The sequence below is a fragment of the Marinovum sp. J2-8 genome, assembly GCF_055808435.1.
Genome location: NZ_JBVVRZ010000005.1, coordinates 168053 through 193717 on the forward strand (window position 1 = coordinate 168053; position 25665 = coordinate 193717).

General features: G+C 61.2%; 27 protein-coding genes and 2 pseudogenes. 7 read left to right on the forward strand and 22 right to left on the reverse strand.

Translation table 11 applies throughout. From position 1 onward, the window contains the following. Positions 1 to 14 precede the first annotated feature (14 nt). From AC0L4F_RS15990 to AC0L4F_RS16000, 3 genes are all read right to left on the reverse strand, one after another. Positions 15 to 1004, reverse strand: coding sequence for a DUF3179 domain-containing protein (locus AC0L4F_RS15990; protein WP_244690009.1), 990 nt, complete (start codon positions 1002 to 1004; stop codon positions 15 to 17). Positions 1005 to 1127: 123 nt separating this feature from the next. Next, positions 1128 to 1709 carry a peptidylprolyl isomerase gene (locus AC0L4F_RS15995; RefSeq protein ID WP_244690011.1) on the reverse strand — a complete coding sequence of 194 codons (582 nt, stop codon included), beginning with the start codon at positions 1707 to 1709 and terminating at the stop codon, positions 1128 to 1130. Beyond that, positions 1702 to 2208 (reverse strand): peptidylprolyl isomerase, encoded by a 507-nt coding sequence (locus AC0L4F_RS16000; protein ID WP_244690014.1) that lies wholly within the window; start codon positions 2206 to 2208, stop codon positions 1702 to 1704. Before AC0L4F_RS16000 ends, AC0L4F_RS15995 begins: the two co-directional genes overlap by 8 nt. A 133-nt stretch (positions 2209 to 2341) precedes the next feature. On the opposite strand from AC0L4F_RS16000, the pseudogene AC0L4F_RS16005 reads away from it, so the two are divergent. From AC0L4F_RS16005 to AC0L4F_RS16035, 7 genes and pseudogenes are all read left to right on the forward strand, one after another. Then, positions 2342 to 3518 (forward strand): annotated as a pseudogene (locus AC0L4F_RS16005) (phosphoglycerate kinase). A 288-nt stretch (positions 3519 to 3806) separates the two neighbouring features. Then, a complete protein-coding gene (locus tag AC0L4F_RS16010) occupies positions 3807 to 4673 on the forward strand; it encodes a fructose bisphosphate aldolase (protein WP_473446747.1) in 867 nt (288 codons plus the stop codon). Positions 4674 to 4917: 244 nt separating this feature from the next. Next, a complete protein-coding gene (locus AC0L4F_RS16015; protein WP_244690018.1) occupies positions 4918 to 5220 on the forward strand; it encodes an FtsB family cell division protein in 303 nt (100 codons plus the stop codon). A gap of 158 nt (positions 5221 to 5378) precedes the next feature. Then, positions 5379 to 6376: pseudogene (gene pdhA / locus AC0L4F_RS16020) on the forward strand (pyruvate dehydrogenase (acetyl-transferring) E1 component subunit alpha). Next, a complete protein-coding gene (locus tag AC0L4F_RS16025) occupies positions 6376 to 6759 on the forward strand; it encodes a VOC family protein (RefSeq protein WP_244690020.1) in 384 nt (127 codons plus the stop codon). The pseudogene pdhA and the gene AC0L4F_RS16025 overlap by 1 nt, the downstream one beginning before the upstream one ends. 3 nt (positions 6760 to 6762) lie before the next feature. Next, positions 6763 to 8151, forward strand: a complete 1389-nt coding sequence (locus AC0L4F_RS16030; protein ID WP_244690022.1) for a pyruvate dehydrogenase complex E1 component subunit beta — start codon at positions 6763 to 6765, stop codon at positions 8149 to 8151. Positions 8152 to 8362: 211 nt separating this feature from the next. Further along, the gene (locus tag AC0L4F_RS16035; RefSeq protein WP_244690024.1) at positions 8363 to 9664 is read left to right on the forward strand and encodes a pyruvate dehydrogenase complex dihydrolipoamide acetyltransferase; all 1302 of its coding nucleotides are present in this window, start codon (positions 8363 to 8365) and stop codon (positions 9662 to 9664) included. Between the two features lie 240 nt (positions 9665 to 9904). On the opposite strand, the gene cysE is transcribed toward AC0L4F_RS16035, so the two are convergent. From cysE to AC0L4F_RS16130, 19 genes are all read right to left on the reverse strand, one after another. Then, positions 9905 to 10714 carry a serine O-acetyltransferase gene (gene cysE, locus AC0L4F_RS16040; protein ID WP_244690026.1) on the reverse strand — a complete coding sequence of 270 codons (810 nt, stop codon included), beginning with the start codon at positions 10712 to 10714 and terminating at the stop codon, positions 9905 to 9907. Positions 10715 to 10954: 240 nt separating this feature from the next. Next, positions 10955 to 11248 (reverse strand): DUF7742 family protein, encoded by a 294-nt coding sequence (locus tag AC0L4F_RS16045; RefSeq protein ID WP_244690028.1) that lies wholly within the window; start codon positions 11246 to 11248, stop codon positions 10955 to 10957. A 4-nt stretch (positions 11249 to 11252) separates the two neighbouring features. Next, entirely contained in the window at positions 11253 to 15245 is a 3993-nt protein-coding gene (locus AC0L4F_RS16050) for a baseplate multidomain protein megatron (protein ID WP_244690030.1), read from the reverse strand. Positions 15246 to 15257: 12 nt separating this feature from the next. Beyond that, the gene (locus AC0L4F_RS16055; protein ID WP_244690032.1) at positions 15258 to 15692 is read right to left on the reverse strand and encodes an NlpC/P60 family protein; all 435 of its coding nucleotides are present in this window, start codon (positions 15690 to 15692) and stop codon (positions 15258 to 15260) included. Continuing rightward, positions 15689 to 16573 (reverse strand): DUF2163 domain-containing protein, encoded by an 885-nt coding sequence (locus AC0L4F_RS16060; RefSeq protein WP_244690034.1) that lies wholly within the window; start codon positions 16571 to 16573, stop codon positions 15689 to 15691. The genes AC0L4F_RS16055 and AC0L4F_RS16060 overlap by 4 nt, the downstream gene beginning before the upstream one ends. Beyond that, a complete protein-coding gene (locus AC0L4F_RS16065; protein WP_244690036.1) occupies positions 16573 to 17205 on the reverse strand; it encodes a DUF2460 domain-containing protein in 633 nt (210 codons plus the stop codon). Before AC0L4F_RS16065 ends, AC0L4F_RS16060 begins: the two co-directional genes overlap by 1 nt. 15 nt (positions 17206 to 17220) lie before the next feature. Continuing rightward, complete coding sequence (locus tag AC0L4F_RS16070; protein WP_244690038.1) at positions 17221 to 17871, reverse strand: phage tail tape measure protein; 651 nt, start codon at positions 17869 to 17871, stop codon at positions 17221 to 17223. A 4-nt stretch (positions 17872 to 17875) separates the two neighbouring features. Beyond that, a complete protein-coding gene (locus AC0L4F_RS16075; protein WP_244690040.1) occupies positions 17876 to 18100 on the reverse strand; it encodes a rcc01693 family protein in 225 nt (74 codons plus the stop codon). Continuing rightward, positions 18097 to 18420, reverse strand: coding sequence for a gene transfer agent family protein (locus AC0L4F_RS16080; protein WP_244690043.1), 324 nt, complete (start codon positions 18418 to 18420; stop codon positions 18097 to 18099). Before AC0L4F_RS16080 ends, AC0L4F_RS16075 begins: the two co-directional genes overlap by 4 nt. A gap of 3 nt (positions 18421 to 18423) precedes the next feature. Then, on the reverse strand, positions 18424 to 18837 hold the full coding sequence (locus AC0L4F_RS16085) for a phage major tail protein, TP901-1 family (protein ID WP_244690045.1): 414 nt from the start codon (positions 18835 to 18837) through the stop codon (positions 18424 to 18426). 24 nt (positions 18838 to 18861) lie between these two features. Then, positions 18862 to 19272, reverse strand: coding sequence for a DUF3168 domain-containing protein (locus tag AC0L4F_RS16090; protein WP_244690048.1), 411 nt, complete (start codon positions 19270 to 19272; stop codon positions 18862 to 18864). Beyond that, a complete protein-coding gene (locus AC0L4F_RS16095) occupies positions 19269 to 19607 on the reverse strand; it encodes a head-tail adaptor protein (protein ID WP_244690050.1) in 339 nt (112 codons plus the stop codon). Before AC0L4F_RS16095 ends, AC0L4F_RS16090 begins: the two co-directional genes overlap by 4 nt. Further along, a complete protein-coding gene (locus tag AC0L4F_RS16100; protein ID WP_244690411.1) occupies positions 19604 to 20206 on the reverse strand; it encodes a head-tail connector protein in 603 nt (200 codons plus the stop codon). The genes AC0L4F_RS16095 and AC0L4F_RS16100 overlap by 4 nt, the downstream gene beginning before the upstream one ends. 192 nt (positions 20207 to 20398) lie before the next feature. Further along, complete coding sequence (locus tag AC0L4F_RS16105) at positions 20399 to 21577, reverse strand: phage major capsid protein (protein ID WP_244690052.1); 1179 nt, start codon at positions 21575 to 21577, stop codon at positions 20399 to 20401. Between the two features lie 27 nt (positions 21578 to 21604). Next, a complete protein-coding gene (locus tag AC0L4F_RS16110) occupies positions 21605 to 22150 on the reverse strand; it encodes an HK97 family phage prohead protease (RefSeq protein ID WP_244690054.1) in 546 nt (181 codons plus the stop codon). Between the two features lie 77 nt (positions 22151 to 22227). Continuing rightward, entirely contained in the window at positions 22228 to 22452 is a 225-nt protein-coding gene (locus AC0L4F_RS16115; protein WP_244690056.1) for a GTA head formation protein, RCAP_rcc01685 family, read from the reverse strand. Then, entirely contained in the window at positions 22445 to 23620 is a 1176-nt protein-coding gene (locus AC0L4F_RS16120; protein WP_244690058.1) for a phage portal protein, read from the reverse strand. Before AC0L4F_RS16120 ends, AC0L4F_RS16115 begins: the two co-directional genes overlap by 8 nt. Positions 23621 to 23793: 173 nt before the next feature. Then, on the reverse strand, positions 23794 to 25161 hold the full coding sequence (locus tag AC0L4F_RS16125) for a DNA-packaging protein (RefSeq protein ID WP_473446693.1): 1368 nt from the start codon (positions 25159 to 25161) through the stop codon (positions 23794 to 23796). Further along, positions 25070 to 25411 carry a hypothetical protein gene (locus AC0L4F_RS16130; RefSeq protein WP_244690063.1) on the reverse strand — a complete coding sequence of 114 codons (342 nt, stop codon included), beginning with the start codon at positions 25409 to 25411 and terminating at the stop codon, positions 25070 to 25072. Before AC0L4F_RS16130 ends, AC0L4F_RS16125 begins: the two co-directional genes overlap by 92 nt. Positions 25412 to 25665 lie beyond the last annotated feature (254 nt).

The following is a 25665-nucleotide window of genomic DNA, read 5'->3' on the forward strand; positions in this document are numbered from 1 at the left end:
TTGTCAGGCCTGCGTCACCGCCCAAGCATCCAGGTTCCATCCGGCCAGAAGGCATGGAAGGCAAAGGCAAACAGCACATCATGGGCCACGTCGCGACCATTGCCGTCGCGCACCCGGATTGTCCCGACCTCCCTGCCCTGATTGATCTGTCCGCTGTCCAACGCCGAGGCCTGGCCTTCGCGCCATGACAGGGTAAGGCGGGCTTCGGAAATCTCCTGTGCGGTGTCGAAACGCGACAGCGGCCAGGCCCGATCCCCCACCCGCACCACGCGCATCAGCGCCGGCACCCCATGCGGCGGCAATTCGCCGGAATAAAGGAACGGGCGCACCGACAAATCATATTTCTGATAGGGATTGCTGCCATAGCGGCGCGACCAATTCGGCTCTGCCATCACCAGCCCCTCGGGATTGCGGCTGCGAAACTGATCCCAGCTTTCCATCCAGCTTGGCAACATGGCCAGTTCTGTTCCCAGCAGATCCCCGACAATGGCGGTGCCGACGGCCTGTTGCCACCAGCTCTCGGTTTCGCGGTCATACATCACCATGTCGGAATTGCGCAGTTTGCCGGACACGCCGAAACTTAGCACGCCATGGGGCGTGCGCCGGTCAAAGGTGATGCCGGAATTGCACAGCGGGCAAAAAGTGACGGCGACCGGCACACCGCCGACCTGATCGTTCACGATTTCATGCCAGGTCAAATAGCGGATCGGATAGGCGCGCGGCTTGGCGCCCTCGATTTCGAGCGTGATCACCGGTTCACGCCCCCCGATCCCGCTGTGGCGCGCGACCGGCACAAACGCCGGATCATCCAGCGCCGGGATACCATCCTTGGGCGGTCCCCCGGATTGGATTTCCGACCAGGCGTCAACAGTGGTTTGGGAAAAGTCGGTGTTCGGCCATTCCCCGGACCAAAGTTGCGGATTTGCCCCGGCCAGACCGGCCACTGCGGACAAGATTGCCGCCAGGCAAATTGGTTTGAAAAGGCTTATGGATTTGATTTTCATGGCGCACCCCCTTGTAACAGGATGCGCTGTCAGGGGGCCGGTTGCCTAGCCCCCTGCACGCGGGTTTGATCGTCCGTGGGTCATCACGTGACACCACGTGACCCCAGGCGAGACTGGCCCTGCCTAGTCGGTGACCGTGACCGTGGTCATGACATCAGCCTCGCCCACAACCGCACCATTGCCGCCGGTTCCGCGTTTGATCGCATCAACCACGTCCATGCCTTCGGTGACCTTGCCCACCACGGTGTATTGACCGTTCAGGAAATGCCCCGGTTCGAACATGATGAAGAACTGCGAATTGGCGCTGTTCGGGTTCTGGCTGCGGGCCATGCCGACCACACCGCGATCAAACGGCGTATCGGAAAATTCAGCCGGAAGATCGGCGCGATCTGAACCGCCCCGTCCTGCCATCTGCATGGAAAAGCCCGCCACGCTGGTGTTGCCGAATTCGACATCGCCGGTCTGTGCCATGAAACCGTCGATCACACGGTGAAAGACCACGCCGTCATAGGCGCCTTCGCTGGCCAATTCGGTGATCTGGGCGACATGTGCCGGGGCGATGTCTTCGAACAGGTCGATGGTGACGGTGCCGTTGGCCTCGCCCGCGATGTCGATTTCCAGCCCCGTTGCGCCCACCGGCGCGCCGCCCAACATGACCAGCACAGGGCTGGCCAGAAGGGAGAATGCAATTGCCAGCTTAGACATCTGCGGCCACCTTGACCGAAATCATCCGGTCCGGGTTCGCAGGCGGCTCGCCACGTGTGATCGCATCGACATGTTCCATGCCGGAAATCACCCGACCATAAACAGTGTATTGGCCGTTGAGGAAATCATTGTCCTTGAAGTTGATGAAGAACTGCGAATTCGCCGAATTCGGGTTCTGCGACCGCGCCGCGCCCAGGGTGCCACGCGCATGCGGCAGTTTGGAAAACTCTGCCGGAAGGTCAGGCAGCGACGAACCGCCGGTGCCTGCGGCACGCAGGTTAAATCCGTCTTCCATATCGCCGTTCTGCACATCGCCGGTTTGCGCCATGAAACCGTCGATCACCCGGTGAAAGGCGACATTGTCATATTCACCGGCGCGGGCCAGTTCCTTCATCCGTTTGGTGTGCTCTGGTGCCACATCGGCCAAAAGCTCGATTGTGACGGTGCCACCGGCCAGTTCCATCAGGATGGTGTTTTCGGGATCTTTGATTTCGGCCATCTGGGCCTCCTGTTGCCATACTTGACCTGATACCTAATCAGCCACGCCCCGGTCGGCAAGCGCGTGATTGACGCGGCGCGCTAAGCGGCCAAACAATGCCTCAACCGAAATCCCCCTGCACAGGAGCGGCGACATGGGCTGGAAAACACTCGACGACATGGATCTGGATGGCAAAGTGGTGCTGACACGGGTCGACATCAACGTGCCGATGGACAACGGCAAAGTGACCGATGCCACCCGGATCGAACGCATCATCCCCACACTCAAGGACATTCTGGCCAAGGGCGGCACGCCGGTGATGCTGGCGCATTTTGGCCGCCCCAAGGGAAAATTCGTACCCGAGATGAGCCTGCGTCAAGTGGTGCCCGCGCTGGAGGCCGCCTTGGGCCAAAGCGTGACATTCATCGAAAAGCCGTCGCGCGACGAGATTGACGGTCTGGCCAAAGGCACCGTGGTGCTGGTGGAAAACACCCGTTTCAGCGAGATGGAAGAAAAGAACGACCCGAAAATGGCCGCTTTCCTCGCCTCGCTTGGCGACATCTATTGCAACGATGCGTTTTCGGCGGCCCACCGCGCGCATGCTTCAACCGAAGGTGTGGCGCGGCTGTTGCCGTCCTGCGCCGGGCGTTTGATGCAGGCAGAACTGTCGGCGCTGGAGGCCGCATTGGGCAAACCAGAACGCCCGGTGGTGGCCGTGGTTGGCGGCGCCAAAGTGTCAAGCAAGCTGGACCTGCTGGGCAATCTGGTCAGCAAGGTCGACCATCTGGTGATTGGCGGCGGCATGGCCAACACGTTCCTTGCGGCACAGGGCATTGATGTCGGCAAATCGCTGGCCGAACACGACATGACCGACACCGCCCGCGAGATCATGGGCAAGGCCGAGGCTGCGGGCTGCACCATCCTGTTGCCGGTCGATGTGGTTGTCGCGCGTGAGTTCAAGGCCGGTGCCGACAATGAAACCGTCGCCGCAGACGCCTGCCCCGCCGATGCAATGATTCTGGATGCCGGTCCCGCAACGGTGGCCGCCGTGGCCGAGGTTCTGGCCGGGGCAAAGACCCTGATCTGGAATGGCCCGATGGGTGCGTTTGAAATCGAACCGTTTGATGCCGCCACAAATGCCGCCGCCAAACAGGCCGCGGATCTGTCCAAAGCGGGCAAACTGATTTCCGTGGCCGGTGGCGGTGACACGGTTGCCGCATTGAACAAGGCCAGGCGCGGCAGGGGATTTCACCTATATCTCGACCGCTGGTGGCGCTTTCCTGGAATGGATGGAAGGCAAGGAACTGCCCGGCGTCGCCGCTCTGGGCTAGGCCCGCGCCACGCCGAGGCGGTAAATCCCGCCCCGGCCCGTCACAACACCCCCCGGGCAAATAAACCGGCCTTTTTGCATCGGTTTTTGCCCGGGTTTGCATCAAGAATGCAGCGGTTTGGACACGGTCCCGGTCCAAACCGCTTCGAGGCGCCAGATGTTAGCGCCACCACATTGCAAGCCTCTGACCGCTCGCTTACCACTCCGCCCAAAGGGGGCGATAATCCCCCTGGGATCACATTTTTGGGACGGACAAGACATTATGACCAATCAGGCAATGGCCGATCAAATGGCCAACAAAATCGGCTTTATCGCAGCACTCGACCAATCCGGCGGCTCGACCCCCAAGGCGCTGCGGCTTTATGGCGTGACCGAAGATGCCTATTCGGGTGACGAAGAAATGTTCGCCAAAGTGCATGAAATGCGCGCCCGCATTATCAAATCCCCCGCCTTTACCGGGGAAAAGGTGATTGGCGCCATCCTGTTCGAACGTACCATGGACGGCGACATCGACGGCACCCCCACCGCTGAATATCTGTGGAAAGAATGCGGTGTCGTGCCGTTTCTGAAGGTCGACAAAGGTCTGGCCGAGCCCACAGATGGCGTCAAAATGATGAAACCAATGCCTGAGTTGGATTCGCTTTTGGCCCGCGCAGTGACCAAGGGCATTTTTGGCACCAAAATGCGGTCGGTGATCGACGCGGCCAACCCGGCCGGGATCGCCAGCGTTGTGGCACAGCAATTCGAAATTGGCCGCCAGATTGCCAGCCACGGTCTGATGCCGATCATCGAACCCGAGGTCACAATCACCATCGCGGACAAGGCCGAAGCCGAAGAAATGCTGCGCGACGAAATCCTGAAGAACCTCGACGCCCTGCCAGAGGGTGAGAAGGTGATGTTGAAACTGTCGCTGCCGACAGTGGCCAATATCTATCAACCGCTGATCAACCATCCGGCAGTGATGCGGGTTGTGGCGCTTTCGGGTGGGTATTCGCGCGACGAAGCAAATGCCAAACTGGCCCAGAACACCGGCATGATTGCCAGCTTCTCACGTGGCCTGTCCGAAGGTCTTTCGGCGCAACAATCCGACGCCGATTTCGACGCCACGCTGGCCAAATCGGTGGACTCGATCTGTGAGGCCTCCAAAGCCGGGTAAGCCCGACACCGGCGCAGCTTCAGTTCGTCTCACTGTCAATTCATGCTTGCGGGCGGTCCCATGGATCGCCCGTTTTGCTTTGTGGCCGTCGGTTGTCACATCGGCCCCCCCTCCGGCCAAACCGGGATTTTTCCCGATTGCCGCAGAAAATTGCCCATCGGGGAACATTGGGGATTCACAGGGCGAATCACTTGTGGCATAGTCATGACATCGCATCCGACAAGAGATGCATTCGAGGCAGTAAATGAGCAAAAGTCCCACCCGCCGGAACCTCGTTCCTCTTAGCGTGTTCGCAATTGCGTTTACGTTAGGGGCCTATTTTACCTTTGCCGCTGTGCAGGGGGATTTTGGGTTGTTCCGGCGGGCTGAGATTTTGGCCGAAGCCGCGCGATTTGAAGCGGAACGTGACATCCTGCGGGGCAAGGTTGCCGAAATGGAAAACCTGACCCATCGCCTGTCTGACGAATACCTTGATCTGGATCTGCTGGACCAACAGGCGCGCGATGTGCTGGGTCTGATCCGCACCGACGAGATTGTGATCCGTTAATCCAAAGCCGCGAAATCACTGCCCGTGCTGCGGTCTTCGACCTGATCGCGCACAATTGACCGGTGACACGCATATCAACCTGCATTGCAATCCTTTTCGACCCCGCGTAGGCTTGGCGATAGTTTAATGCTAAACCATTCGCACGGGAGGGTGCCGCAATGGCCACACGCAGGGCAGCCAAAAAGCCGAACATTTCCAAAGACGAATTGATCCGATTTTACCGGGACATGCTGCTGATCCGCCGGTTCGAGGAAAAGGCGGCCAGCTTTACGGCATGGGGCTGATCGGGGGGTTTTGTCACCTTTATATCGGACAAGAGGCGGTTGTTGTCGGGCTGGAGGCCGCCACTGAAGAGGGCGACAAACGCGTCACATCCTATCGCGACCACGGTCATATGCTGGCCTGTGGCATGGACCCGAACGGCGTCATGGCGGAACTGACCGGACGTGCGGGCGGCTATTCCAAGGGCAAGGGCGGCTCGATGCATATGTTCTCGAAAGAGAAACATTTCTACGGCGGCCACGGCATCGTCGGCGCGCAGGTGCCGATTGGCGCCGGGCTGGCCTTTGCCGATAAATACAAGGAAAACGGCCGCGTCACATTCACCTATTTCGGGGATGGTGCCGCCAATCAGGGCCAGGTCTATGAGACATTCAATATGGCCGCGCTCTGGGATCTTCCGGTGGTTTTTGTGATTGAAAACAACCAATACGCCATGGGCACCGCGCAACAACGTTCGACCTCGACACCCGATCTCTATACCCGTGGCGCCGCATTTGGCATCCCCGGCGAAGTGGTGGATGGCATGGATGTGCTGGCGGTCAAGGCGGCGGGCGAAACCGCTGTCGGCCACTGCCGCGCGGGCAATGGCCCCTATATCCTTGAGATCAAGACCTATCGCTATCGCGGCCATTCGATGTCGGACCCGGCCAAATACCGCACCCGCGAAGAAGTGCAGAAAATGCGCGAAGAACGCGATCCGATTGAACAGGTGCGTGCGCTTTTGCTGAACGGCAAACATGCCAGCGAAGAAGATCTGAAATCCATCGACAAGGACATCAAACAGGTGGTCAATGCGGCGGCAGATTTCTCACGCGAGAGCCCGGAACCGGATCTGGCAGAATTGTGGACCGATATTTACGCGGAGGTCGTGTGATGGCGCATTTTGAAATTCATGCCGCCGATACCGGTGCGGCACAGGCGTTTTACGCTGGCCTGTTCGGCTGGGAATTTGCCGCCATGCCCGGCGCAGAGGATGTGGAATATATGCTGATTTCCGGCCCCGGTCTTGACGCGGGTCTGAGCGGCGGGCTGATGAAACGCATGGACGGCACACCCGCACCCGGCAGTCCGGTCCGCGGCTGCACCCTGACCTTCGAAGTTGCAGATTGCGACGAACGATATGCCTGGGCGCTGGCCAACGGGGGCGCAGAGGCCCTGCCACCCACCGATTTCCCCGGCGTGGGGCGCGCGGCCTATGTCGAAGATGGACAGGGCAACATTGTCGGCTTTGTGACGCCTGACCAAGGGGGGCTTTGATCCATGGCCACAGAAATTCTCATGCCCGCCCTGTCCCCCACGATGGAAGAAGGCACACTGGCCAAATGGCTGGTAAGCGAAGGTGACACCGTCGCCTCTGGCGATATCATCGCCGAGATCGAAACCGACAAAGCGACAATGGAATTCGAAGCGGTCGACGACGGCACCATTGGCAAATTGCTGGTGGCGGCTGGCACGGCCTCTGTATCGGTCAACACGCCGATTGCCCTGCTGCTGGAAGACGGTGAAAGCGCGGAAGACATAGAGGTCAAGACCGCCCCGGCCACAGCCACCACCGCACCAAAAGCAACGCCGGACCAAACCACCAAAGAAGCCGCAACGACGCCCCCCGCACCCCAAGGCGGTCAACCACAGGTCGCGCCGCAACCGGATTGGCCCGAAGGCACCGAGGTCAAACAACAAACCGTCCGCGAAGCGCTGCGCGACGCCATGGCCGAAGAAATGCGCGCCGACGGCGATGTCTATCTGATGGGCGAAGAAGTCGGCGAATATCAGGGCGCCTACAAGATCAGCCAGGGTCTGCTGGATGAATTCGGCCCCAAACGGGTGATCGACACGCCGATTACCGAACATGGCTTCACCGGCATCGCGGTGGGCGCGGCCTTTGGCGGGCTGAAACCGATCGTCGAATTCATGACCTTCAACTTCGCGATGCAAGCGATGGATCAGATCGTCAATTCCGCCGCCAAGACGCTTTACATGTCCGGCGGCCAGATGGGCGCACCGATGGTGTTTCGCGGCCCCAACGGCGCGGCCGCCCGTGTGGGCGCGCAACACAGCCAGGATTTTGCCGCCTGGTTCGCCCATATTCCGGGTCTAAAGGTGGCGATCCCCTATTCCGCCTCCGACGCCAAGGGCCTGTTGAAATCGGCCATCCGCGACCCCAATCCGGTGATTTTCCTGGAAAACGAAATCCTTTATGGCAAAAGCTTCGACGTGCCGGTGATGCAGGATTTCACAATTCCCTTCGGCAAGGCCCGGATCTGGCGCGCCGGCAGCGATGTCACCATTGTCAGCTTCGGCATCGGCATGACCTATGCGCTGGAGGCCGCTGAAAAACTGGCCGAAGACGGGATCAACGCCGAGGTGATCGACCTGCGCTGCCTGCGCCCGCTCGACACCGCCACTGTCATCGCCAGCGTACAAAAGACCAACCGCTGCGTGACTGTAGAAGAGGGGTTTCCCGTCGGCGCCATCGGCAATCATATCTCTGCCGTGCTGATGCAAGAGGCGTTTGATTATCTCGACGCGCCGGTGATCAATTGCACCGGCAAGGATGTGCCGATGCCCTATGCCGCCAACCTGGAGCGGCACGCCCTTGTCACCACGGATAAGGTCATCGCCGCAGTGAAGAAAGTGACCTATCGATGACCGGCCCCGCCCGATTGAGATGTGACACCTGCACCCGACCTGTCAGGCGCGCCCGCGCGCCCCTGGGGGCCCTCTTGCATCCGATGCAGCACCAAGACCAAGGTTCCCTTGCCCCCCCGTCCCTTCTTCTGTTCTGAAATATCCCGGGGAGCGCGAGGGGTTGACCCCTCGCTCCCGACCTGCCCCCGATCGCCTCGCCTGGAGAGAAGCCATGCCAACCGAAATCCTCATGCCCGCCCTGTCCCCCACGATGGAGGAAGGAACCCTTGCGAAATGGTTGGTGAAAGAGGGTGACACCGTCAGTTCCGGCGACCTCTTGGCCGAAATCGAAACCGACAAGGCCACAATGGAATTCGAAGCGGTGGACGAAGGCGTCATTGGCAAGCTGCTGGTGGCGGATGGCACCGCCTCGGTCAAGGTCAACACCCCAATCGCGGTGCTGCTGGAAGACGGCGAAACCGCCGGCGACATCCCCAACACAGCCGCCGCATCGGCCCCTGCCGCGCCCTCTTCGGCGCAAGAGACACCGCCTGCGCCCGACGAACCACAACCCGCCCAGACACCGCAGGACGCCGAGGGCACGCGCATCTTCGCCTCGCCCCTGGCTCGCCGCATCGCTGCCGACAAGGGGCTGGACCTCGCCCGAATCAAGGGCACCGGCCCGCACGGCCGCATCGTCAAAGCCGATGTCGAAGCTGCGGAAGCCCGGCCGATGACGCCCGCCAGGGCGGAAGAGGCCCCCACACCCGAATCCGGGCCCCAATCCGCGCCTGCCCCGGCATCGCCCTCCGCCGGCCAGGTCGCTGCGCTCTACCAAGGCCGCGACTTCACCGAGGTGCCCCTCGACGGCATGCGCAAGACCATCGCCGCCCGCCTCACCGAGGCGAAGCAGACCATCCCGCATTTCTATCTGCGCCGCGACATCCAGCTCGACGCGCTGCTGAAATTCCGCGCCGATCTCAACACACAGCTTGCCCCGCGCGGCGTCAAACTCTCGGTCAATGATTTCATTATCAAGGCCTGCGCCAACGCCCTGCAACTGGTGCCGGATGCCAACGCGGTCTGGGCCGGGGACCGCATTCTGCGGCTGACCCCGTCGGATGTCGCCGTTGCCGTGGCGATTGAGGGCGGCTTGTTCACCCCGGTCCTGCAAGATGCTGACAAGAAATCACTGACGGCTCTGTCAGCCGAAATGAAAGACCTCGCGGCCCGCGCCCGCGACCGCAAACTCGCCCCACATGAATATCAGGGCGGATCCTTTGCCATTTCGAACCTTGGCATGTTCGGGATCGAGAATTTTGACGCGGTCATCAACCCGCCACATGGCGCGATCCTGGCGGTTGGCGCCGGGGTGAAGAAACCCGTGGTCGATGCCGAGGGCAATTTGGCCGTGGCCACCGTCATGTCGGTCACCCTGTCAGTCGATCACCGGGTGATTGACGGCGCATTGGCCGCTGAATTGCTGGCTGCGATCAAGGACGGGTTGGAAAATCCCCTGACAATGCTGGCCTGAACCGCAGGCCAGCAACACTGACCTGAAACACTGGCTTGAAACATTGGCCAGATCCATCGGCCAGCATCACTGGGCCCAGCCAAAGCTGGACCCAGTCTGATCCTGTGACAGACTGATCCTGTAACAGATCCTATTTTATCGGGCTGTGACCGTATCTTGTGACGGCTGGCATCGCTTTTGCCAGCGCCAACCCTGGGTTGGAGCAGACTGTTGCAATGCCGGGTTCAATTCCCGCAGCGGTCAGGCACCAGAGCGCAGGATCTGATCCATCGACATTGACGGCTGGGCGCACCCCGCCTCTCCGACGATTTTCGCAGGCACACCGGCCACGGTCTTGCAGGCCGGAACCTCGCTCAGCACCACCGAACCGGCAGCAATGCGCGAGCAATTTCCAATGTGAATATTGCCCAGAACCTTTGCCCCGGCGCCAATCAACACACCGTCGCCAATCTTTGGATGGCGGTCCTGTTCTTCCTTGCCCGTGCCGCCCAGCGTCACGGAATGCAGCATCGACACATTGTCGCCCACCACCGCCGTTTCACCGATCACAATCGAATGGGCATGGTCGATCATGATACCCTTGCCGATTTTTGCGGCCGGATGAATATCAATCCCAAACACTTCGGACACCCGCATCTGAATGAAATACGCCAGATCACGCCGCCCCGCGGTCCAAAGCCAATGCCCGATGCGATAGGCTTGGATCGCCTGAAATCCCTTGAAAAACAGCACCGGCTGCAAATAGCGATGGCACGCCGGGTCGCGGTCATACACGGCGGCAATATCTGCCCGTGCCGAACGCCCGATTGTCGGATCAGAGGCATAGGCCTCGTCACAGATTTCCCGCAGGATCTGTTCCGACATTTCGCCCGAAGCGAGCTTTAGCGAATTACGGTAACTCAGCGCGCGTTCCAGTGACGGATGGTGCAGCACGCTTTGATGGATCAAACCGCCCAACAGCGGTTCATCTTTCACGGCCTGTTCCGCTTCTTCCAGAATCTGCGCCCAAATTGGGTCGACTTGGGCTAACTGCGTTTGTGTCCGGGCCATGGTATCCTCGCATCGCGGTGTCGGGTGTGAGGTATACCATGTTCGCGGCGTCTGCCAAACGCAATCCTGTGATGAGGAAGCGAAGGAATTGGAATGGGTTCCTTGTGGGGTGGATCCAATGTTGCGCATGGATCTGCTTCACCCTGGGGGCCAGCCCCCAGACCCCCGGGATATTTTGGCCAAGAAGAATGCCAAGCGACGTTTACAAGGGGCGCAGGTTGGAGATGGGGCCAACCACGGTTAGCGCCGCCGTGTGGATCGCCATTCCAGAAGCAGGTGAAACACCGTTTCCAGACAACGACAATAAGCGTCTTCCCCAAGCGGGGGTTCTGCTGCCAAGGGCCGCACACGGGCGGCGGCCATCAGCGTGCCATTGCCCCAATCGCGATGTGCGCGACCGAGGCGTTTGGCATAGCGGTCTGCGAAGTCCGCCTCTTCTATCATCCGCCGGCAGAGGCCTTCGCGCGCCTCTGCCGGCACCATCAACATGGCGCGGGCGGCCGCCGTCACATCGCCATGAAGAACCGGTCGCATCCGATCACACCTGCCAGCGGGCAAAAGGCCCCGGACCATAGACATCCGAAATCTGTGCCACCTCGATGTGGACACCAGGTCCAGCACCATCAGCAGATTGCATCGCTGCGGAATAGGCAAACATCGGTGTGTTCAATGTCACCTCGCGCAGCACGGTGATCCCGTCCATCACACGCAACAGATAGCTTTCGTTTGCCTCGCCCAGGGGCACTTCGGCAAGATCCCAGCTGTCACCGCCGATCCGCGTGCGCCGCACCCATGTCAGGGTCAGATCGCCAGCGGACCAGACCCCTTTCAGATGCACCGGGGAATAGGGCCGCAACCCATTGCCATCAAACGCATGCACCTCGTGTTCATACGACGGATCACTGACCGGCCGTTGCGCCGGACCCACGCGATAGTGCCGCGCAATGCGCCGGGCCGAGGACGGCAGGTTGATCTGTTCCGGCGCACCGTCGATCAGAACCACATATGCGCCCTCAGGCCAAGATGCAGGCATGAAGGCATCCGTGCCCAATTGCCCGCGCAGCCGATGGCTGAGCATCCAGGTGTCGACATCGACAAGCTCTGCATCGCGAAACTGAAACAACTCCCATCCGCCGGGTGTCCCATCACCGATTGCACAGAGGTTGCCACCGGCCAGCAGCGCGTCATCGTCAATCGAACTGAACGCGCCAGTGGTCAATTTCACCTGCACCGCATCGCCGCGATCAATGATGCCCGACGGGGCGGAAAACAACGGGGTTTGCGTGACGCCGAATGTGGCGCGGGCGGCAAAGATGTCGTTCAACTGATAGTTGGAATCCTGTGCGGAATCATACAGCGCGACACTGCCAGGCCAGGGTTTGGCGGCCACTGCCAGATGCGGCGCATGCGGCACCTCGTCACCAGTCAGAAGTGGCAGATCCAGGAACAATGGCAACACCGGCACCGGCGGCACAAAGGCAGCCACAGTTGCGGGATCATCCTCGATTTCCACCGGCTGATAGACTTCTGGTTCTATGCGCACCGCCTCGACGATCTGTTCGCGACCGACCTCGATCCGGTCGACCCGATACAGCGCCCGCCCAGCGCCCTCTGGCAGGGACACGACATCGCCAGCCGCCACATCAAGCCGCGACGGCGGCAGGGCAAAACGCGCCTGTTCACGTGCCACCCGCGCCTCGGCCAGCCAGCGTTCCACGGTTTGACGCCCCTCGGCCCGTGTCAGCACCAACGGCACTTCGCTGCGCGACACCGTATGGGTGGCCTCGTCCGGCATCACCGCTTCTTCGGCGATGGTTTCATAGTCCCCATCCGACTGGATGAAATCCAGACGCACCCGCCCCGCCATCTCGGCCTCGGAGCTGCGGTTCTGGGACAGGGTGCCATCCAGATCGTCATTTATCGCCAGAAGATCGGCATCAATCTCAATCGCGTCACGCCCAGCGCGCATGATGAAATGCAACACCCCCGCGCGTTCCACGGCATCAAAACCGAAATGCAACATCAGGGGCTGCAACAGGGTTCGCATATCGCCGATATTGCCGCTGGTATAGCCGCGAATGAACCCGCGCAGATCAGACACATCAAAGGCGGGCACACCGGCGTCCAAGCAGATTTCCTCGACCAGGCGCGCCAAGGACATGGCAGAGGCCCGGCCATTCATCCAATGGCCGCGGGCATAGTTTCCGCTATCGGTCCAAAGAGCTGAATTGGCCGGGAAATACGGATAGGGCCGCGTATCCCAGGCCCAGACAAAGGCCCGGTCCATGTCGACCATCGCGCCGCCGTATTCCTCGGACACCGGGTTGTTGGTCGCGTCGCCCCAGTAATCGGTGACCGCGCGCAGATATTGCCGCTGGATCAGCTCGTCCCGCCGCCCGTCGGAAAACTTTGGCAGGCTGGATTCGCTCGACTTTGGATCAAGGAACTTATTCGGCTGATTGGTGCCCTTGTCGATCGCAGCACAGCCGAATTCAGTGAACCAGATCGGCTTGCCCTGGGGCACCCATTCGGTGGCATTGGCCTGGCGTTCACCGGCTATCCGGTTGTGATGCGGGTTGGACCACCAATTGCGGATATCCTTGTACCGATAGATCCACGGCTCGTCATGGGCGCCATCGGTGATGGGTTCACGCCGTTGCGCGGCCATGGCCTCTGGGGTTGGATAATACCAATCATAGCCCTCGCCCCCCGCCACATTGCCGCGCAGGTAGTCCAGATTGTAGATCGAGCCAACACCGGCATCCGCATGGTCCTTGCCATCGCGCCAATCCGACAGCGGCATGTAGTTGTCGATCCCGACAAAGTCGATTTCGCTGTTGGCCCAAAGCGGGTCAAGATGGAACAGCACATCACCAGAGCCATCCTGCGGGTGATAGCCGAAATATTCCGACCAATCCGCCGCATAGCCGATCTTGGTATTGGGCCCCAGGATCTGGCGCACATCAGCAGCCAGCTGGATCATGGCGGCCACCGCCGGAAATCCCCCGTCCGCGCCGCGAATTTGCGTCAAACCACGCATTTCCGAGCCGATACAAAACGCATCCACCCCACCCGACGCCGCGCAAAGCGCCGCGTAATGCAGGATAAACCGGCGATAGCTCCATTCCTGGGGCCCACTGTAGTCGACAGTGGCATGGATCAGGGTCGGCGTGTTTTTTAGGACATCAAGGATATCTTCATAGACCTCGGTTTCATCCAACACGGTGAAATCGCCGGGCTGGGCGGTGCCGAAAAACGCGGCGACCTCTGCCTCGGCTGCGGCGGTGCCATCCGTTGACCCGCTCTGGCCCGGTGCTCTTTCGGTGGTGATCCGTCCACGCCAGGGCAGCACGGGCTGGTCCGACGCATCACTATAGGGATCGGGCAAGCCATTACCGGGCAGCTGATCCATCAGGATGAAGGGATAGAACATCACCGATTGCTCGCGCTCTTTCAATGCGCGAATACCTTCCAGCACCGCCCCATCGGAAATGGCACCGCCATAGACCGGCCGGTCCTCGCCGTCGCGCGCCACCAATTCCACTTCGGTGCGCTCCAACCCGGACACCCGCCAGGCCATGCCCTTGCCGTCAAATTCGGATTGTTCGACCTTGGGCTGGATCTGGCACTGACCAGCGCGCAGATCATTGCCGAACCAGCTGACAATCAGTGATGTCGCGCCCATGTTTGGGCATTCCTGGGTCAACTGATCCAACGAGGTTTCGATATCGCTTTTGCCCGCCGGGGAATTGACGTTGGCCATACGGAAATCGCCGGGCCCGTATTTGTATTTCACCGGCGTGGTTGCCAGCGCATATTCACCGGTGCCGGGCACAAGCGCGACCCCGCGCAGGTTATGCGGCACTTCGGCGGCGCCGTCGGTGACCGAGACTTGCGCCGGTTTGGACACTTCAAAGCTGAACTGCGGCACGCGATTGCCAAATTCCGAAAGGTCCAGATCCTCCAGCACGACATAGGCCGTGCCGCGATAGGCCGGCACCGCCCCCGGGCCTTCGATGGCCTCGATCTTGGGGTCGGGCAACTGATCTTCGCTGCCGGTATAGACCCGCAGGTTCAGGCTATCGCGCGGCACTTCCTCGCCATCGGCCCAGATCCGACCGATATTGGTGATCTCACCCTCGCAGACCGCAATCGCCAAGTTGACGGTATAGGAATAGGTGGTGGTCTTGACCTTGGGTTGTGACGGCGCGCCTTTGCCGCTGCCACCGCTGGTCTTGGTATTCACATGTTCGGTGAAATTGCTGGCCCATAGCACATGACCGGCCATGCGCATCCGGCCATAGCTGCGGGCAATGGGGGCGCCTTCACCGGCGCGGTTGACGCGGAACCGATCAATGCGGTTTCCTTCAACCACCACTTCGGATCCCTGCCCCATCAGGCGCTGATCAATGGTGCGCCCCACGGTTGCGCCAATGAAACGGCCAACGGCCGTCAGGCTCAGACCCAAAAAGGTGCCACCGACAGCGCTGCCAAGCGCCGCGCCCGCTGCGGAAAGTACAATCGTCGCCATCAGATGGACTCCTTATGGAAATGCAAATCGCGCCACGATGCGCCGCGCCCAGGGGGCGCTCAGTGGGCTTTCGGTAACACCATGGCCGGTATAGGAATGGATGAAACTGGCGTTGGCGCCGACCTGCGCCTGAATCCCCAGATGTTTGGCCACCGCCCCATCCCGCATGCGAAACAACAGCACATCACCGGCCCCGGCGCTGTCCAGAGGTTTCGGGCAAAGATGCTGCGCCGCCGCGCGCCACAGCCGTTCCTGCCCCTGCGGTTCAGACCAATCGCGGGTATACGCAGGCGGGATTTCCGGCTCTGCGCCCTGAACCTCCCGCCAAACCCCGCGCAACAGGCCCAGACAATCGCACCCGGCACCGCGCACCGAGGTTTGATGCAGATAGGGCGTGCCGATCCAGCCGCGGGCGGCCGCGACCACTTTGGATGCCGGTATAGTCATCGGCGGCTCCCCCCCGACTTGCTCCCGGCACGCGCCGGGTTGACCAGCAGCCAGTCATCTTCCGGCACATCGGGGAAGCCGCGATAATTCAACAGATTGTCAAATTTGAAGCGGCATGTTTCCAACCGCTTGTCACAGCCTGCGGTCAATCTTACCTGGTCGCCGACCATGATCGGCAATCGCAGCGGTTCCCACAATTCAATCTGCTGGCCATCCTCGATCAACTCGTCGCGTTTGACCGCACCGAACAATCCCGCCGCTGCCCCGCTGAGCACATCCATGCGCCCGCGTCGGAACCATGCGGGTTCAAACGCGCCCCCGGCGTCAATGACCACGGTCGAAGTTTCCTCGACAGCCAGAACACTGCCTTCCCAGGTGAACCCCGGCGTCGACAGATCGAACTTGCAACCGCCATCCCCCAGGACCGCCGTGCAAGGTGTTTGGAACACCCGTCCGAACGGACGGTTCAACGCCTCGGACAAACCACGCAACTCGGCTTCGAACGCGCCGTCAATGCGCCGCATCTCACCGATGGTGCCGCGAAACTGTAGGTGGCGCTGGCTCACATCCTGCCAATTGACCAACCAGGCCCGCACTTCTGCCCCGTCAAAGCGACCAGCAAGGATATCAGCCTCGGTGATGGCGGCATCTGACAGCGCACCTACGGCCTCGGAGTTGTCAACAGACAGCCCGGTCCCCTGTTGCAATGCCATTGCGCTCAGACCGCTGTCAGCGCGGAATGTCATGCCATCGAAACTCAATTCGCGGTCATGATCGGTAAAGCCAAACGCGGTGCCATCCGCACGGTTGATCGCCCAGGCACGGCAAAGCGTCGTATGACCGCTTTCCAAATGTGCCTTCATCTCCCCAGAAAGTGTCATCAGATCCGCACCTCGACCACTGGCACATTCGGCACTTCACCCGCCTGGAAAGAGGACACCGACGTGGCAATCCGATCCGTGTCAAACCGCACCGGCACGTCAAATTCGAACCCCGCGGTGATTTCCGCATCCTGAAGCGGCGGGCTGGCAAAGGTCACAATGCCGGTTGTCTCGTCCACATCCCAGTGGATGCTTTCCTGCAACTCGTCACCTTGAACACCAATCCGCACAGAGCCCTGCACAGGCTTGGTCACCACACGCGCATATTCCGCCGCACCAGAGCGATAGGTCTTGATCAGCTGATAATGAACAGAGGCCCCATCGCCCAGCGCAATCACCTGATCGCGATAGGCGACTTCCTGACTTGCGGGACAGGTCTTGTAGTCCGACCAATCCTTCCAGCGGAACCCGAACAGCTGACCACGGCGAGCCTCGAAAAAGCCGATCATCGTCTCGATGTCGTCCAGCGACCGCAGGCCAAGCCCGGCGTCATAGCGGTGGCGCGACTGCGACCACGGCGTGTTGCGTTCTTCGAACCCATTGGCCAGCGTGACCACGTCGGTCCGCCGCTCTGGTCCGCCGACCGAGCCAAAGCTCAGGTTGGCGGGAAACCGCACTTCATGAAATGACATGGAACTTCCCTCCGTTTACCGGTTGCGACCGCCGCGCGCCAACACGCGGCTCATCTGTGCGGCAATCTGGCTTTGACTGCGCTGGAACCCTTGGGCGTCCGGGGTCTGGATATTCATCACCACATTGATGGGTCGGCTCCCGCCCGAGGCCTGCACGCCCAGCTTGCCGTTCGGCCCGCGCGCCAGTGGCATGATCGCTTCGGGACCGGCCTCGCCCATCAATCCCATACCGCCACGCATCGGAAAATGCACCGGCCCGTTGACCACCCCACCATTGGCAAAAGGCGTCACACGGCCCTGGGTGAACGCACCGCCCTTCTCGAACGGCATCAGACCATTGACGACACCGCCCAACATCGAGCCGAAATGATCCGTCACCGGTTTCATCGCGGCGTTATAGGCCGCATTGATCATGGACTGACCGATCACGCCCAGCGCCTCGGAAAACTTCATCCCGTCCAGCACCACACCGTCGATTGCCTTGCGCAGCCCCCCCGACAGGGTCGAACTCAGAACCCGCGCCTGATTGCCCGTCGCCGAAAACGTCTGGTGAATACGCTTCAACTCGGTATCAAATCCCGCCGCCAGCGTGCTGGCAGAGCCAAGCGATTGCGCCAGCGCATCGACCTGAAGGTCGAGATCATCCAATCCGTTCACATCTTCCATCGCCTTATCCTTTCCCTTGGTCTGTCCCCGTCAAATCCGGTCCCGTCCCGTCGTCGGGAAAGGCCGCAATCAACTGGTCCAGCCGGTCACGGGTCAGCGGCGCATTGCCGCCGCCGACCCCAAGCATCAGCATCAATTCCGCCAGCGTCAGCGCCCAGAATTCCGCCGGGCGCAGACCCAAACCGCGCAGACCCGCCGTCATCAATCGGGGCCAGTTGATCCGGTTCACACCGCCTCCTCAGGCACCATGAAGGCCCGTGCCAACAATTCTGCCGCGACCTTGGCCGCGCCAATCGGCCCCCCCGCGATCTCGGCCTGAACCAGATCGCGGGGCCCACCGGACCATCCGCCGCCGCGCAACCCCGCCACAATCAGCGCCAGCACATCGCGACCCGAAAACTGACCGGTCTCGAAACGCTCCACCAGATCCACCAGTGATCCGGTCTCCAGCGCCTCTTCCAGCTCGGCCAATGCACCCAGGGTCAGCTTGAGCACATGCGCCGTGCCGTCGATGGTCAGCATGACCTCGCCCCTCCACGGATTGGTCATTGCTTACAGCGCCACGAAGGTCAGCTCACCCGCAGAGGCGAGTGAAAGCTCATATGTGGCTTCGCCATTATGGCTACCGGCATATTCCAGCCCGGTGACCTGAAACGGGCCTTCGATGGTGCCGAAATCCGGCACAATCACCTGAAAGTCCGGCACTTCGCCGTCAAAGAAGATCTGACGCGCGCGTTCATCCGTGGCGTCGTCCTTGAAAATCCCGGCACCGGAGATTGCTGCGCTTTTCACGCCAGCCCCGCCAAGAAGCTCACGCCAGCCCCCCGCACTCTCAAGCGATGTGACATCCACCGCCTCTGCATTGAAACTGATACGTGTGGCGCGCAGCCCCACCATGGTTTCGAATTGCCCAGCGCCGCTGAGATCGACCTTGATCAAAAGGTCCTTACCGTTTTGTGCAGCCATGTTACGTACTCCGCTTTATAAGGTTCAGTTGTCTTCGACACGGGCGCGAAAGATCATATCGATCCGCCGCGTTCCGGCTGTGGTGTCTCGTGTGGCCTTGGCCCTCTGAAACCAGAGCCCGACCAAACTTCCGCGCGACAGGGCAAGGGCGGGATCGTCCAAAGCATCGCTCACCGCGACCGCCGCTTCTTTGGCTTGTTGAAATCCCGGCGCATCGGTGATGATGGAAATTCCGATGTCATGTGCCGCGCCGTTGCCGGTCTGATCCGACCGGTCGCGTGCGGTTTCCGTGCCCAGCGTCACATAGATCGACGGCAGGCTGCCGGATGGGATCGCATCGTAAATCGCACTGCCGACAATCGCGCCAAGCGCCGCGTCAGCCGACAGATGTTGATAAAGTGCCGTCTGCAATGCAACGGCCACCGCGTAACTCATGGTGTCAGCTCCTCTTCGGTGAAACAAATCAGATGGCGCGCGCCGGGGTCGCGTTCGGCGACCGCCTCGATACGCCAGACGCGGGGGCCCTCGCGGAAACGCTGTCCCGCCGCGGGGCGTGCCGGATCGCCCATCGGGGCGGCACGCACGATCATGCGATAGGCCGTCACCGACACCGGCGCCGCAGCCCCACGTGTCGCGCGCCCGCTTCGCGCCGATACATCCGCCCAGATCGTGCCCTGCGGCATCCACATCCGGTCAAAGCCACCGGCCCCATCCGGCACATCCTGTGCAGTCTCCAGCACCAGAGCGCGGTTCAATCGTGGCGTGCTCATGCTCTGCCCCCTGTCAGACCGACCCGCATCATCCGATAGCGTTCGATCAAAGAGGTGACACCAAACGGCATACAGCCCTGGCCCAATGCGGTCTCGTCGCGGTACTCATAGTAATGCGCCGCCAGCAGCATCACCGCCTGCCCCAAATCGGCTGGCAGCCCCGCCCAGTCCGGCGCATATCCGGCGGTAAAGCGGACAACCGCGCGCCCATTGGTCGCGATGGTCGGAAGACAACTTCCCCGCGCCGCCAATTGCGGACGCTGCGAATCTTCGATCAACCGATAGACAGCGGGATCGACAATTGTGCTTTGGTCATCGCCATCCAACAAGGCGACCTCGGTCAGGGTCGTGATGGGCGCGACCGGCAACACCTGGGCGGCCCCGTCCTGCCAAGCGCTCACCCGAAAGGCAAAATTCCGTGAAATCAGCACCTTGCCAGTGCGTGATTCAATTGCTGCAATCGCCGCCCGCAGAAAGCTCTGCAAAACCGCATCCTGGACTGTCGCCCCGCTAAACCCGCTGCCCAGCCGCAGATGGGTCTTGAACTCCTCCACCGGCAGTGCCGCCACCGGCACATTGGTCTCTTCTACCAACATCATCTTTGCAAACTCCATCATGCCTGCTGCCCGACCTTTTGCCTTGGCCATCAAAACTGACTTCAAATCTGGCACCGTGGTTTCAGGCGCGCGCCACCCGCGTTGCTCGAACGGAGGGGAGCAGCCAGCCAACGCCGGTCAATCGACGCGCGCCCACCGGGGAACATTGCTGTCCCCCGGCCTCACAGCCCCGGTTTAGGAGGCCGCGAAGCGCAATACCTTGATGGCAGCAAAGTCGCTGACGTCACCGCCGACACGTTTGGTGGCATAGAACAGGACATTCGGCTTGGCCGAGAACGGATCGCGCAGCACCCGCAGGTCCGGACGTTCCGCCACGGTATAGCCGGCGGCAAAGTCGCCAAAGGCAATCGAATCCGACCCGCTGGCAATGTCCGGCATATCCTCGGCAATCAGCACCGGGTATCCTAACAGACGCGCAGGCTCTCCCGCCGCAAGACCATCCGACCACAGGAACCGACCATCGCCGTCCTTCAGCTTGCGGACTTCACCGGCCGTCTTGGAATTCATCACAAAGGTGCCGTTCGCCCGGTATGTCGCGCCCAGCGCATAGACCAGATCAATGATCGCATCCCCGTTGCCCAACGCGCCATCGGTGCCGGTCGCCACATAGCCCAGTGAATCCCAGGCCCAGACATTGTTGGCGACAATGGTATGGGTCAGAAAACCGGTTGGCTTGTCGATGCCATCGCCACTGACAAAGGCCGCAGCCTCGGCACGGGCGAATTTTTCGGCAATGCGCCCCGCCAGCCAGCTTTCAATGTCAAACGCGGCATCGTCCAGCAATCGCTGCGACGCTTTGGGCAGCGCCGAAAGCTCGTGCAGCGGGATGGTGATCCGGTCAATGGTCGGCGTGCCGGTTTCCGACGTGGCACCGGTCTCGGTCGCCCAGCCCGCCCCGATGTCGCTGGTGTCGATCAGCACATCGTATGATGTGGCCTCGACATTCACCACGCTGGCCACCGCACGGATCGACGCACCGGATTGCAGTACCGATTTGATGGTGTCTGACATCTGCGGATCGACCAGATAGCCGCCATCGCTGTTCACGGCCGTCGACATCGACTTCTGGTCCAGCTCCAGACCCCGCAGGCCGTCATCGTCCCCCGACCGCAGATAGGCATCAAACGCTTTCTGGTGCGGGGCTTCATAATCGGTTGCGGCCAGAACCGGGCGCGCAGCGGCAAGGGTCTTGCGTTCAAACATTGTCATTTTCTCTTCCTGCTTCAGAACTCGGGTCTTGATCTCGGCCTGAAAGGCCTTCAACTCACTCACAAAGCCGCCAACCGCGCCCTTGATTTCTTCTGCGGGGGACAGACCTTCCCCGCCCGCTGCCTTCGCATCGGTCATTTCCATGTGTTTTCTCCTGATGTTCCGCGCGGCCTAGTCTTCGCGGGCAATCTCGTGACGTGCTGCCGCAAAGACCGCCGCCAATTGCCGCAATGTGTCGCCCTCTGGGGTATCCCCCTTTGCCGCCACCCGCGCACTGGGCAACATCGGAAAGGTCACAAGCGACACTTCCCAAAGCTCCAGTTCCTGCAAGAGCCTCTGGCCCTTGTCGGTCTTCACCGCCTTTTTGGTGCGATACCCAATCGATAACCCGTCAATCGCGCCTGCCTGCAACAGCGCCGACGCCTCGCGTCCCTTGGCCACCGCGTCCAGAATGCGGCCTTTCACGCGCAGGCCCTGACCGTCTTCGGCCACTTCATCCCAGACCCCGATCGGTTGGGTCGGGTCATGCTGCCACAGCATGCGAACATGCCGCCCCTCGGCCGCCAGACGCTTCAGCGACGTCGCATAAGCGCCCTTTTGCACCACATCGCCCCCCTGGTCCTGTGCGCCAAACAGGCTGGCATAGCCTTCGATCACATGGCCATCCGTGACGCTCAACTCACCATCGAACCGCGCGAATTTTGTCTCAAGTTCCATCCCGCTCTCCACTTTCGTTCCCCCGTGGGCGGTGCTTTCACGCAGCACCGCCCAAACACAGCCCAATCACCGCCCAATCACGGCACCGCCACCAAAAGGCCCTGAAACGCCTGCGCCAGGATCACCGCCACCACGCCATAGACCGTCAGCCACAGCCGCCGTTCCAAGCGTTCGATCATCTCTTCGATCCGATCGAGCCGCTTGTTCATCGCCGCGAATTGCAATTCCGCCACCCTTTCATGGGCCTCAAGCCGCAAGGCCGGTGCACAATCAAACGCCTCAAATCCAAACCGTTCACCCATCCTCGGCCTCCACTGGCAGCCCCAGAATGCGCCGCTTTTCAGCGGTGCTCAGGAAGTCCGCCGCCGAAACCCGCGACCATTGTGCCTCGCGCTCGGTGGCCAATGCGGGCACCTGATCCAGATCCGGCTTCAACTCGACCGCCTCACCGGCAAATCCGGCCAACCACGCGCCAAGCGCGGCCGTGACCCGCTCTGCCAAGGGCAGAACCGTCAGGCGATAAAACGCCCGGTTTGCCTCCTGGTAATTGGCATAGGTCGCATCCCCCGGGATCCCCAGCAGCATCGGCGGCACCCCGAAGGCCAGCGCAATTTCGCGCGCCGCCGCATCCTTGGTCTTGTGGAATTCCATGTCCGACGGGCTGAACCCCATCGGCTTCCAGTCCAACCCACCCTCCAGCAGCATCGGCCGCCCGGCGTTCCTGGCCCCGGTGTGATTGGCCTCAATCTCGCTCGACAACCGGTCAAACTGCTCGGCAGACATCGACGCCTGCCCATCCGCCCCGCGATAGACAATCGCACCACTGGGGCGCGCCGCATTGTCCAGCAACGCCTTGGACCAGCGCGACGCCGCATTATGCACATCCAGCGCCTGCGCCGCCGCCTGCATCGGCGAAAACCCATAGTGGTCATCCTGCGGATGGAAATTCTTCACATGGCAGATCGGGCTCAGCGCACCTGTCACGTCGAACCTGTGCTTGCGCCCACCGACGCTGTATTCATAGGCCACCGGCCAACCATCGCGCCCCGGCACCAGCGACATCCGATCCGACCGCAGCACATGCAGTTCCAGCGGCACGCCCGTATCCCCCGAAACCGCCTCGACATAGCCATTGCCGCTCAGCAACAAATGCCCATATAGCGCCTCCAGCAATTCCGCCCGCCCCTGGGCCGGGTTGGGCCGTTTGACCAACGCCATCAGCGGATGTTCCTCATAGCGGCGACCGGTGTCCTGCAACACCAGCGGCAGCGCCGCCGCCGCCTCGGCAATCAGTTTGACCGCGCGAAACCCCACCGGGTTGCCGGCAAATCCCGTCCGCGTCAACGACACCGCGTCCCTTGGGCTCCAGGCAACACGCCCAGACGTTTGATACGCGACCACAGGGCCGGTCGCGCTTGCCTTGGCTTCCGGTACGATCTCTGATTTGTCCCGCCGCAAGAATTCAAACATCGCGTTACACGCTCCCTTTTGACACGTGGCGCCGGGCAAAATCTCACCCTCCGCCGGACCACCCCTGGCCCGACGTGTCCGCCACGCATTCGGATAATTCTGAAATGCCCCACATGCCGGGGCGTCTCGTTGCTCGCCAACCAATATGCTTCAAATTGGTTAAGGTCGCGCGATCAGAGCGTACGCACCGCCGGTTTCGCACCGCCCTGCCCATCCAGCACCAATTCCGTCAAAGCCCAGACAAGCGCGTCGACCCGGTCCGGGCTTTTCTTGCCCTCGTACCCCTTCAGCGACATGCGGCACATCTGCTCTTCCAACTTGTGCAGCCCCGGCACATGTTTCACCCGGCCCTGCTCATAAAGCGCGGCCACCGGTTCGGCCCGCGCCACCTTGCCCCGGCTGGCATGGACAGATTTCATCGGCACAGCCCCATCCACCTGGCGCACCACCGCCTCAACCAGCGCACCGCCCTGATTGACCTCGGCAACAATCCTGTCGGCCTGAAACCGGTGATAGACCTCGACGGCCCGCTCTGCCCATGTGCGCGGGCTGGCCGCACCAATGCTGGCATCTTCCAGCACATGCACCTGCCAATCCTGCACCTCACCGGTCATTCGCACACCTGCCACAACGATCCCGCATTCATCCGATCCCGCATGGCCGGACACCGGCGGATCCACCGCCACCACAATCCGGTCAAAGTCTCCGGTATTCGCATCCCGGCATTCATCCAAAAGCGCATGGGTCCAAAGCGCGCCTTCAATATCGGTCAGCAATTCGCCGTCCAACTCTTGCCGCGCCAGCGCAGATCCCTTGTACCGCGCCCGCACCTCTTCCAGAAACGACGCCGCCAGATGCGCCCGGTTCGCCTCGGTCGGGGCGCGCGTCACCACGGTCGAAGGCGACTCCAGGAGCGTCTTCAGCGCCTCCGCATTTCGCGGTGTCGTGGTGACACAGGCCTGCGGATGCTCGCCCAATCGCAGGGCAAACTGCAACATGTCCCAGGTATCTTCCCCCTTGGGCCATTTTGCCAATTCATCCGCCCAGGCGCCGTCGAACTGCGGCCCGCGCAGGGCCTCGGGGTCATTGGCCGAAAACGTATGTGCCACCGCGCCATTGGGCCAGATCAACCGGCGCTTGCTGGCCTCCCAATGTGGCCGTCGATCCGGTGGAGAAGATTGCAGAATACCGCTGTCGCCAAAGATCATGACATCGCGCACCTGATCATAGGTCTCCCCCACCAGCGCCAATCGTTTGGCCCGCCCCGGATCACGTGGGCGGGCACCTTCGACCATACTGCGCACCCATTCGGACCCGGCGCGGGTCTTGCCCGCGCCGCGCCCGCCCAGCACCACCCAACTGCGCCACGCCCCCTCAGGCGGCAACTGGTGCGGATGCGCCCAGAACTCGAACAAAAAAGGGAGAGCCATAAGCTCTCCCGCACCCAGATCATTCAGAAACGCGTCCTGCACCGCAGCATCTGCGCAGCTGAGCAAGACGGCACCCGATCTCAGATCGTGCCTGTTCAAGGTCGAGCCCATAGGCTCCGTCGATGGCGGCTTCTTTCCGTGCATATTCTGCAAGCTGCGACTCCGTTTCCATGGCCAGCTTCATCCAGCCGCGAATATCCGCGACGGTTTTGCTGACGTCCTTCAATGTGTCGACTTCCCCGCATTGGACCCGTTTCTTCAGGTCTCTAAGCGCTGTCTCGAATTCCACGAGACTTTCCCGAACTACAACAAGCCTTGCCTCAAGGCGCTCCACGTCTCGTTTCGGGGTGATGAGAGTCATGTGATGATAGACCTTCCATGCTGACGGTTTCCCCCGTATGAGCGACACAAAAAAACGACCGCCCAGGTTTCCCCGGGGGCCGTTTGCCCATGTCGTCCAGCATGTCACAATCTATACGGGAATGCGGTCGCAATGTCAAGCCCACAGGGGTTAACACATTGTAAATCAACCGTTTCTCAGATTGCGAAAGTATTCACCCCGACGGCACGACAGACATTTTTCCCACATCTTTTGACCTCGGACCGCATGAACCT

What these genes read in the sequence shown, in the direction of transcription:
- AC0L4F_RS15990 (WP_244690009.1), bottom strand. Translation starts at nt 1,004, where the DNA reads ATGAAAATCAAATCCATAAGCCTTTTCAAACCAATTTGCCTGGCGGCA.
- AC0L4F_RS15995 (WP_244690011.1), bottom strand. Translation starts at nt 1,709, where the DNA reads ATGTCTAAGCTGGCAATTGCATTCTCCCTTCTGGCCAGCCCTGTGCTG.
- AC0L4F_RS16000 (WP_244690014.1), bottom strand. Translation starts at nt 2,208, where the DNA reads ATGGCCGAAATCAAAGATCCCGAAAACACCATCCTGATGGAACTGGCC.
- AC0L4F_RS16010 (WP_473446747.1), top strand. Translation starts at nt 3,807, where the DNA reads ATGGCCAACAAAATCGGCTTTATCGCAGCACTCGACCAATCCGGCGGC.
- AC0L4F_RS16015 (WP_244690018.1), top strand. Translation starts at nt 4,918, where the DNA reads ATGAGCAAAAGTCCCACCCGCCGGAACCTCGTTCCTCTTAGCGTGTTC.
- AC0L4F_RS16025 (WP_244690020.1), top strand. Translation starts at nt 6,376, where the DNA reads ATGGCGCATTTTGAAATTCATGCCGCCGATACCGGTGCGGCACAGGCG.
- AC0L4F_RS16030 (WP_244690022.1), top strand. Translation starts at nt 6,763, where the DNA reads ATGGCCACAGAAATTCTCATGCCCGCCCTGTCCCCCACGATGGAAGAA.
- AC0L4F_RS16035 (WP_244690024.1), top strand. Translation starts at nt 8,363, where the DNA reads ATGCCAACCGAAATCCTCATGCCCGCCCTGTCCCCCACGATGGAGGAA.
- cysE (WP_244690026.1), bottom strand. Translation starts at nt 10,714, where the DNA reads ATGGCCCGGACACAAACGCAGTTAGCCCAAGTCGACCCAATTTGGGCG.
- AC0L4F_RS16045 (WP_244690028.1), bottom strand. Translation starts at nt 11,248, where the DNA reads ATGCGACCGGTTCTTCATGGCGATGTGACGGCGGCCGCCCGCGCCATG.
- AC0L4F_RS16050 (WP_244690030.1), bottom strand. Translation starts at nt 15,245, where the DNA reads ATGGCGACGATTGTACTTTCCGCAGCGGGCGCGGCGCTTGGCAGCGCT.
- AC0L4F_RS16055 (WP_244690032.1), bottom strand. Translation starts at nt 15,692, where the DNA reads ATGACTATACCGGCATCCAAAGTGGTCGCGGCCGCCCGCGGCTGGATC.
- AC0L4F_RS16060 (WP_244690034.1), bottom strand. Translation starts at nt 16,573, where the DNA reads ATGACACTTTCTGGGGAGATGAAGGCACATTTGGAAAGCGGTCATACG.
- AC0L4F_RS16065 (WP_244690036.1), bottom strand. Translation starts at nt 17,205, where the DNA reads ATGTCATTTCATGAAGTGCGGTTTCCCGCCAACCTGAGCTTTGGCTCG.
- AC0L4F_RS16070 (WP_244690038.1), bottom strand. Translation starts at nt 17,871, where the DNA reads ATGGAAGATGTGAACGGATTGGATGATCTCGACCTTCAGGTCGATGCG.
- AC0L4F_RS16080 (WP_244690043.1), bottom strand. Translation starts at nt 18,420, where the DNA reads ATGACCAATCCGTGGAGGGGCGAGGTCATGCTGACCATCGACGGCACG.
- AC0L4F_RS16085 (WP_244690045.1), bottom strand. Translation starts at nt 18,837, where the DNA reads ATGGCTGCACAAAACGGTAAGGACCTTTTGATCAAGGTCGATCTCAGC.
- AC0L4F_RS16090 (WP_244690048.1), bottom strand. Translation starts at nt 19,272, where the DNA reads ATGAGTTACGCGGTGGCCGTTGCATTGCAGACGGCACTTTATCAACAT.
- AC0L4F_RS16095 (WP_244690050.1), bottom strand. Translation starts at nt 19,607, where the DNA reads ATGAGCACGCCACGATTGAACCGCGCTCTGGTGCTGGAGACTGCACAG.
- AC0L4F_RS16100 (WP_244690411.1), bottom strand. Translation starts at nt 20,206, where the DNA reads ATGATGTTGGTAGAAGAGACCAATGTGCCGGTGGCGGCACTGCCGGTG.
- AC0L4F_RS16105 (WP_244690052.1), bottom strand. Translation starts at nt 21,577, where the DNA reads ATGGAAATGACCGATGCGAAGGCAGCGGGCGGGGAAGGTCTGTCCCCC.
- AC0L4F_RS16110 (WP_244690054.1), bottom strand. Translation starts at nt 22,150, where the DNA reads ATGGAACTTGAGACAAAATTCGCGCGGTTCGATGGTGAGTTGAGCGTC.
- AC0L4F_RS16115 (WP_244690056.1), bottom strand. Translation starts at nt 22,452, where the DNA reads ATGGGTGAACGGTTTGGATTTGAGGCGTTTGATTGTGCACCGGCCTTG.
- AC0L4F_RS16120 (WP_244690058.1), bottom strand. Translation starts at nt 23,620, where the DNA reads ATGTTTGAATTCTTGCGGCGGGACAAATCAGAGATCGTACCGGAAGCC.
- AC0L4F_RS16125 (WP_473446693.1), bottom strand. Translation starts at nt 25,161, where the DNA reads ATGGGCTCGACCTTGAACAGGCACGATCTGAGATCGGGTGCCGTCTTG.
- AC0L4F_RS16130 (WP_244690063.1), bottom strand. Translation starts at nt 25,411, where the DNA reads ATGACTCTCATCACCCCGAAACGAGACGTGGAGCGCCTTGAGGCAAGG.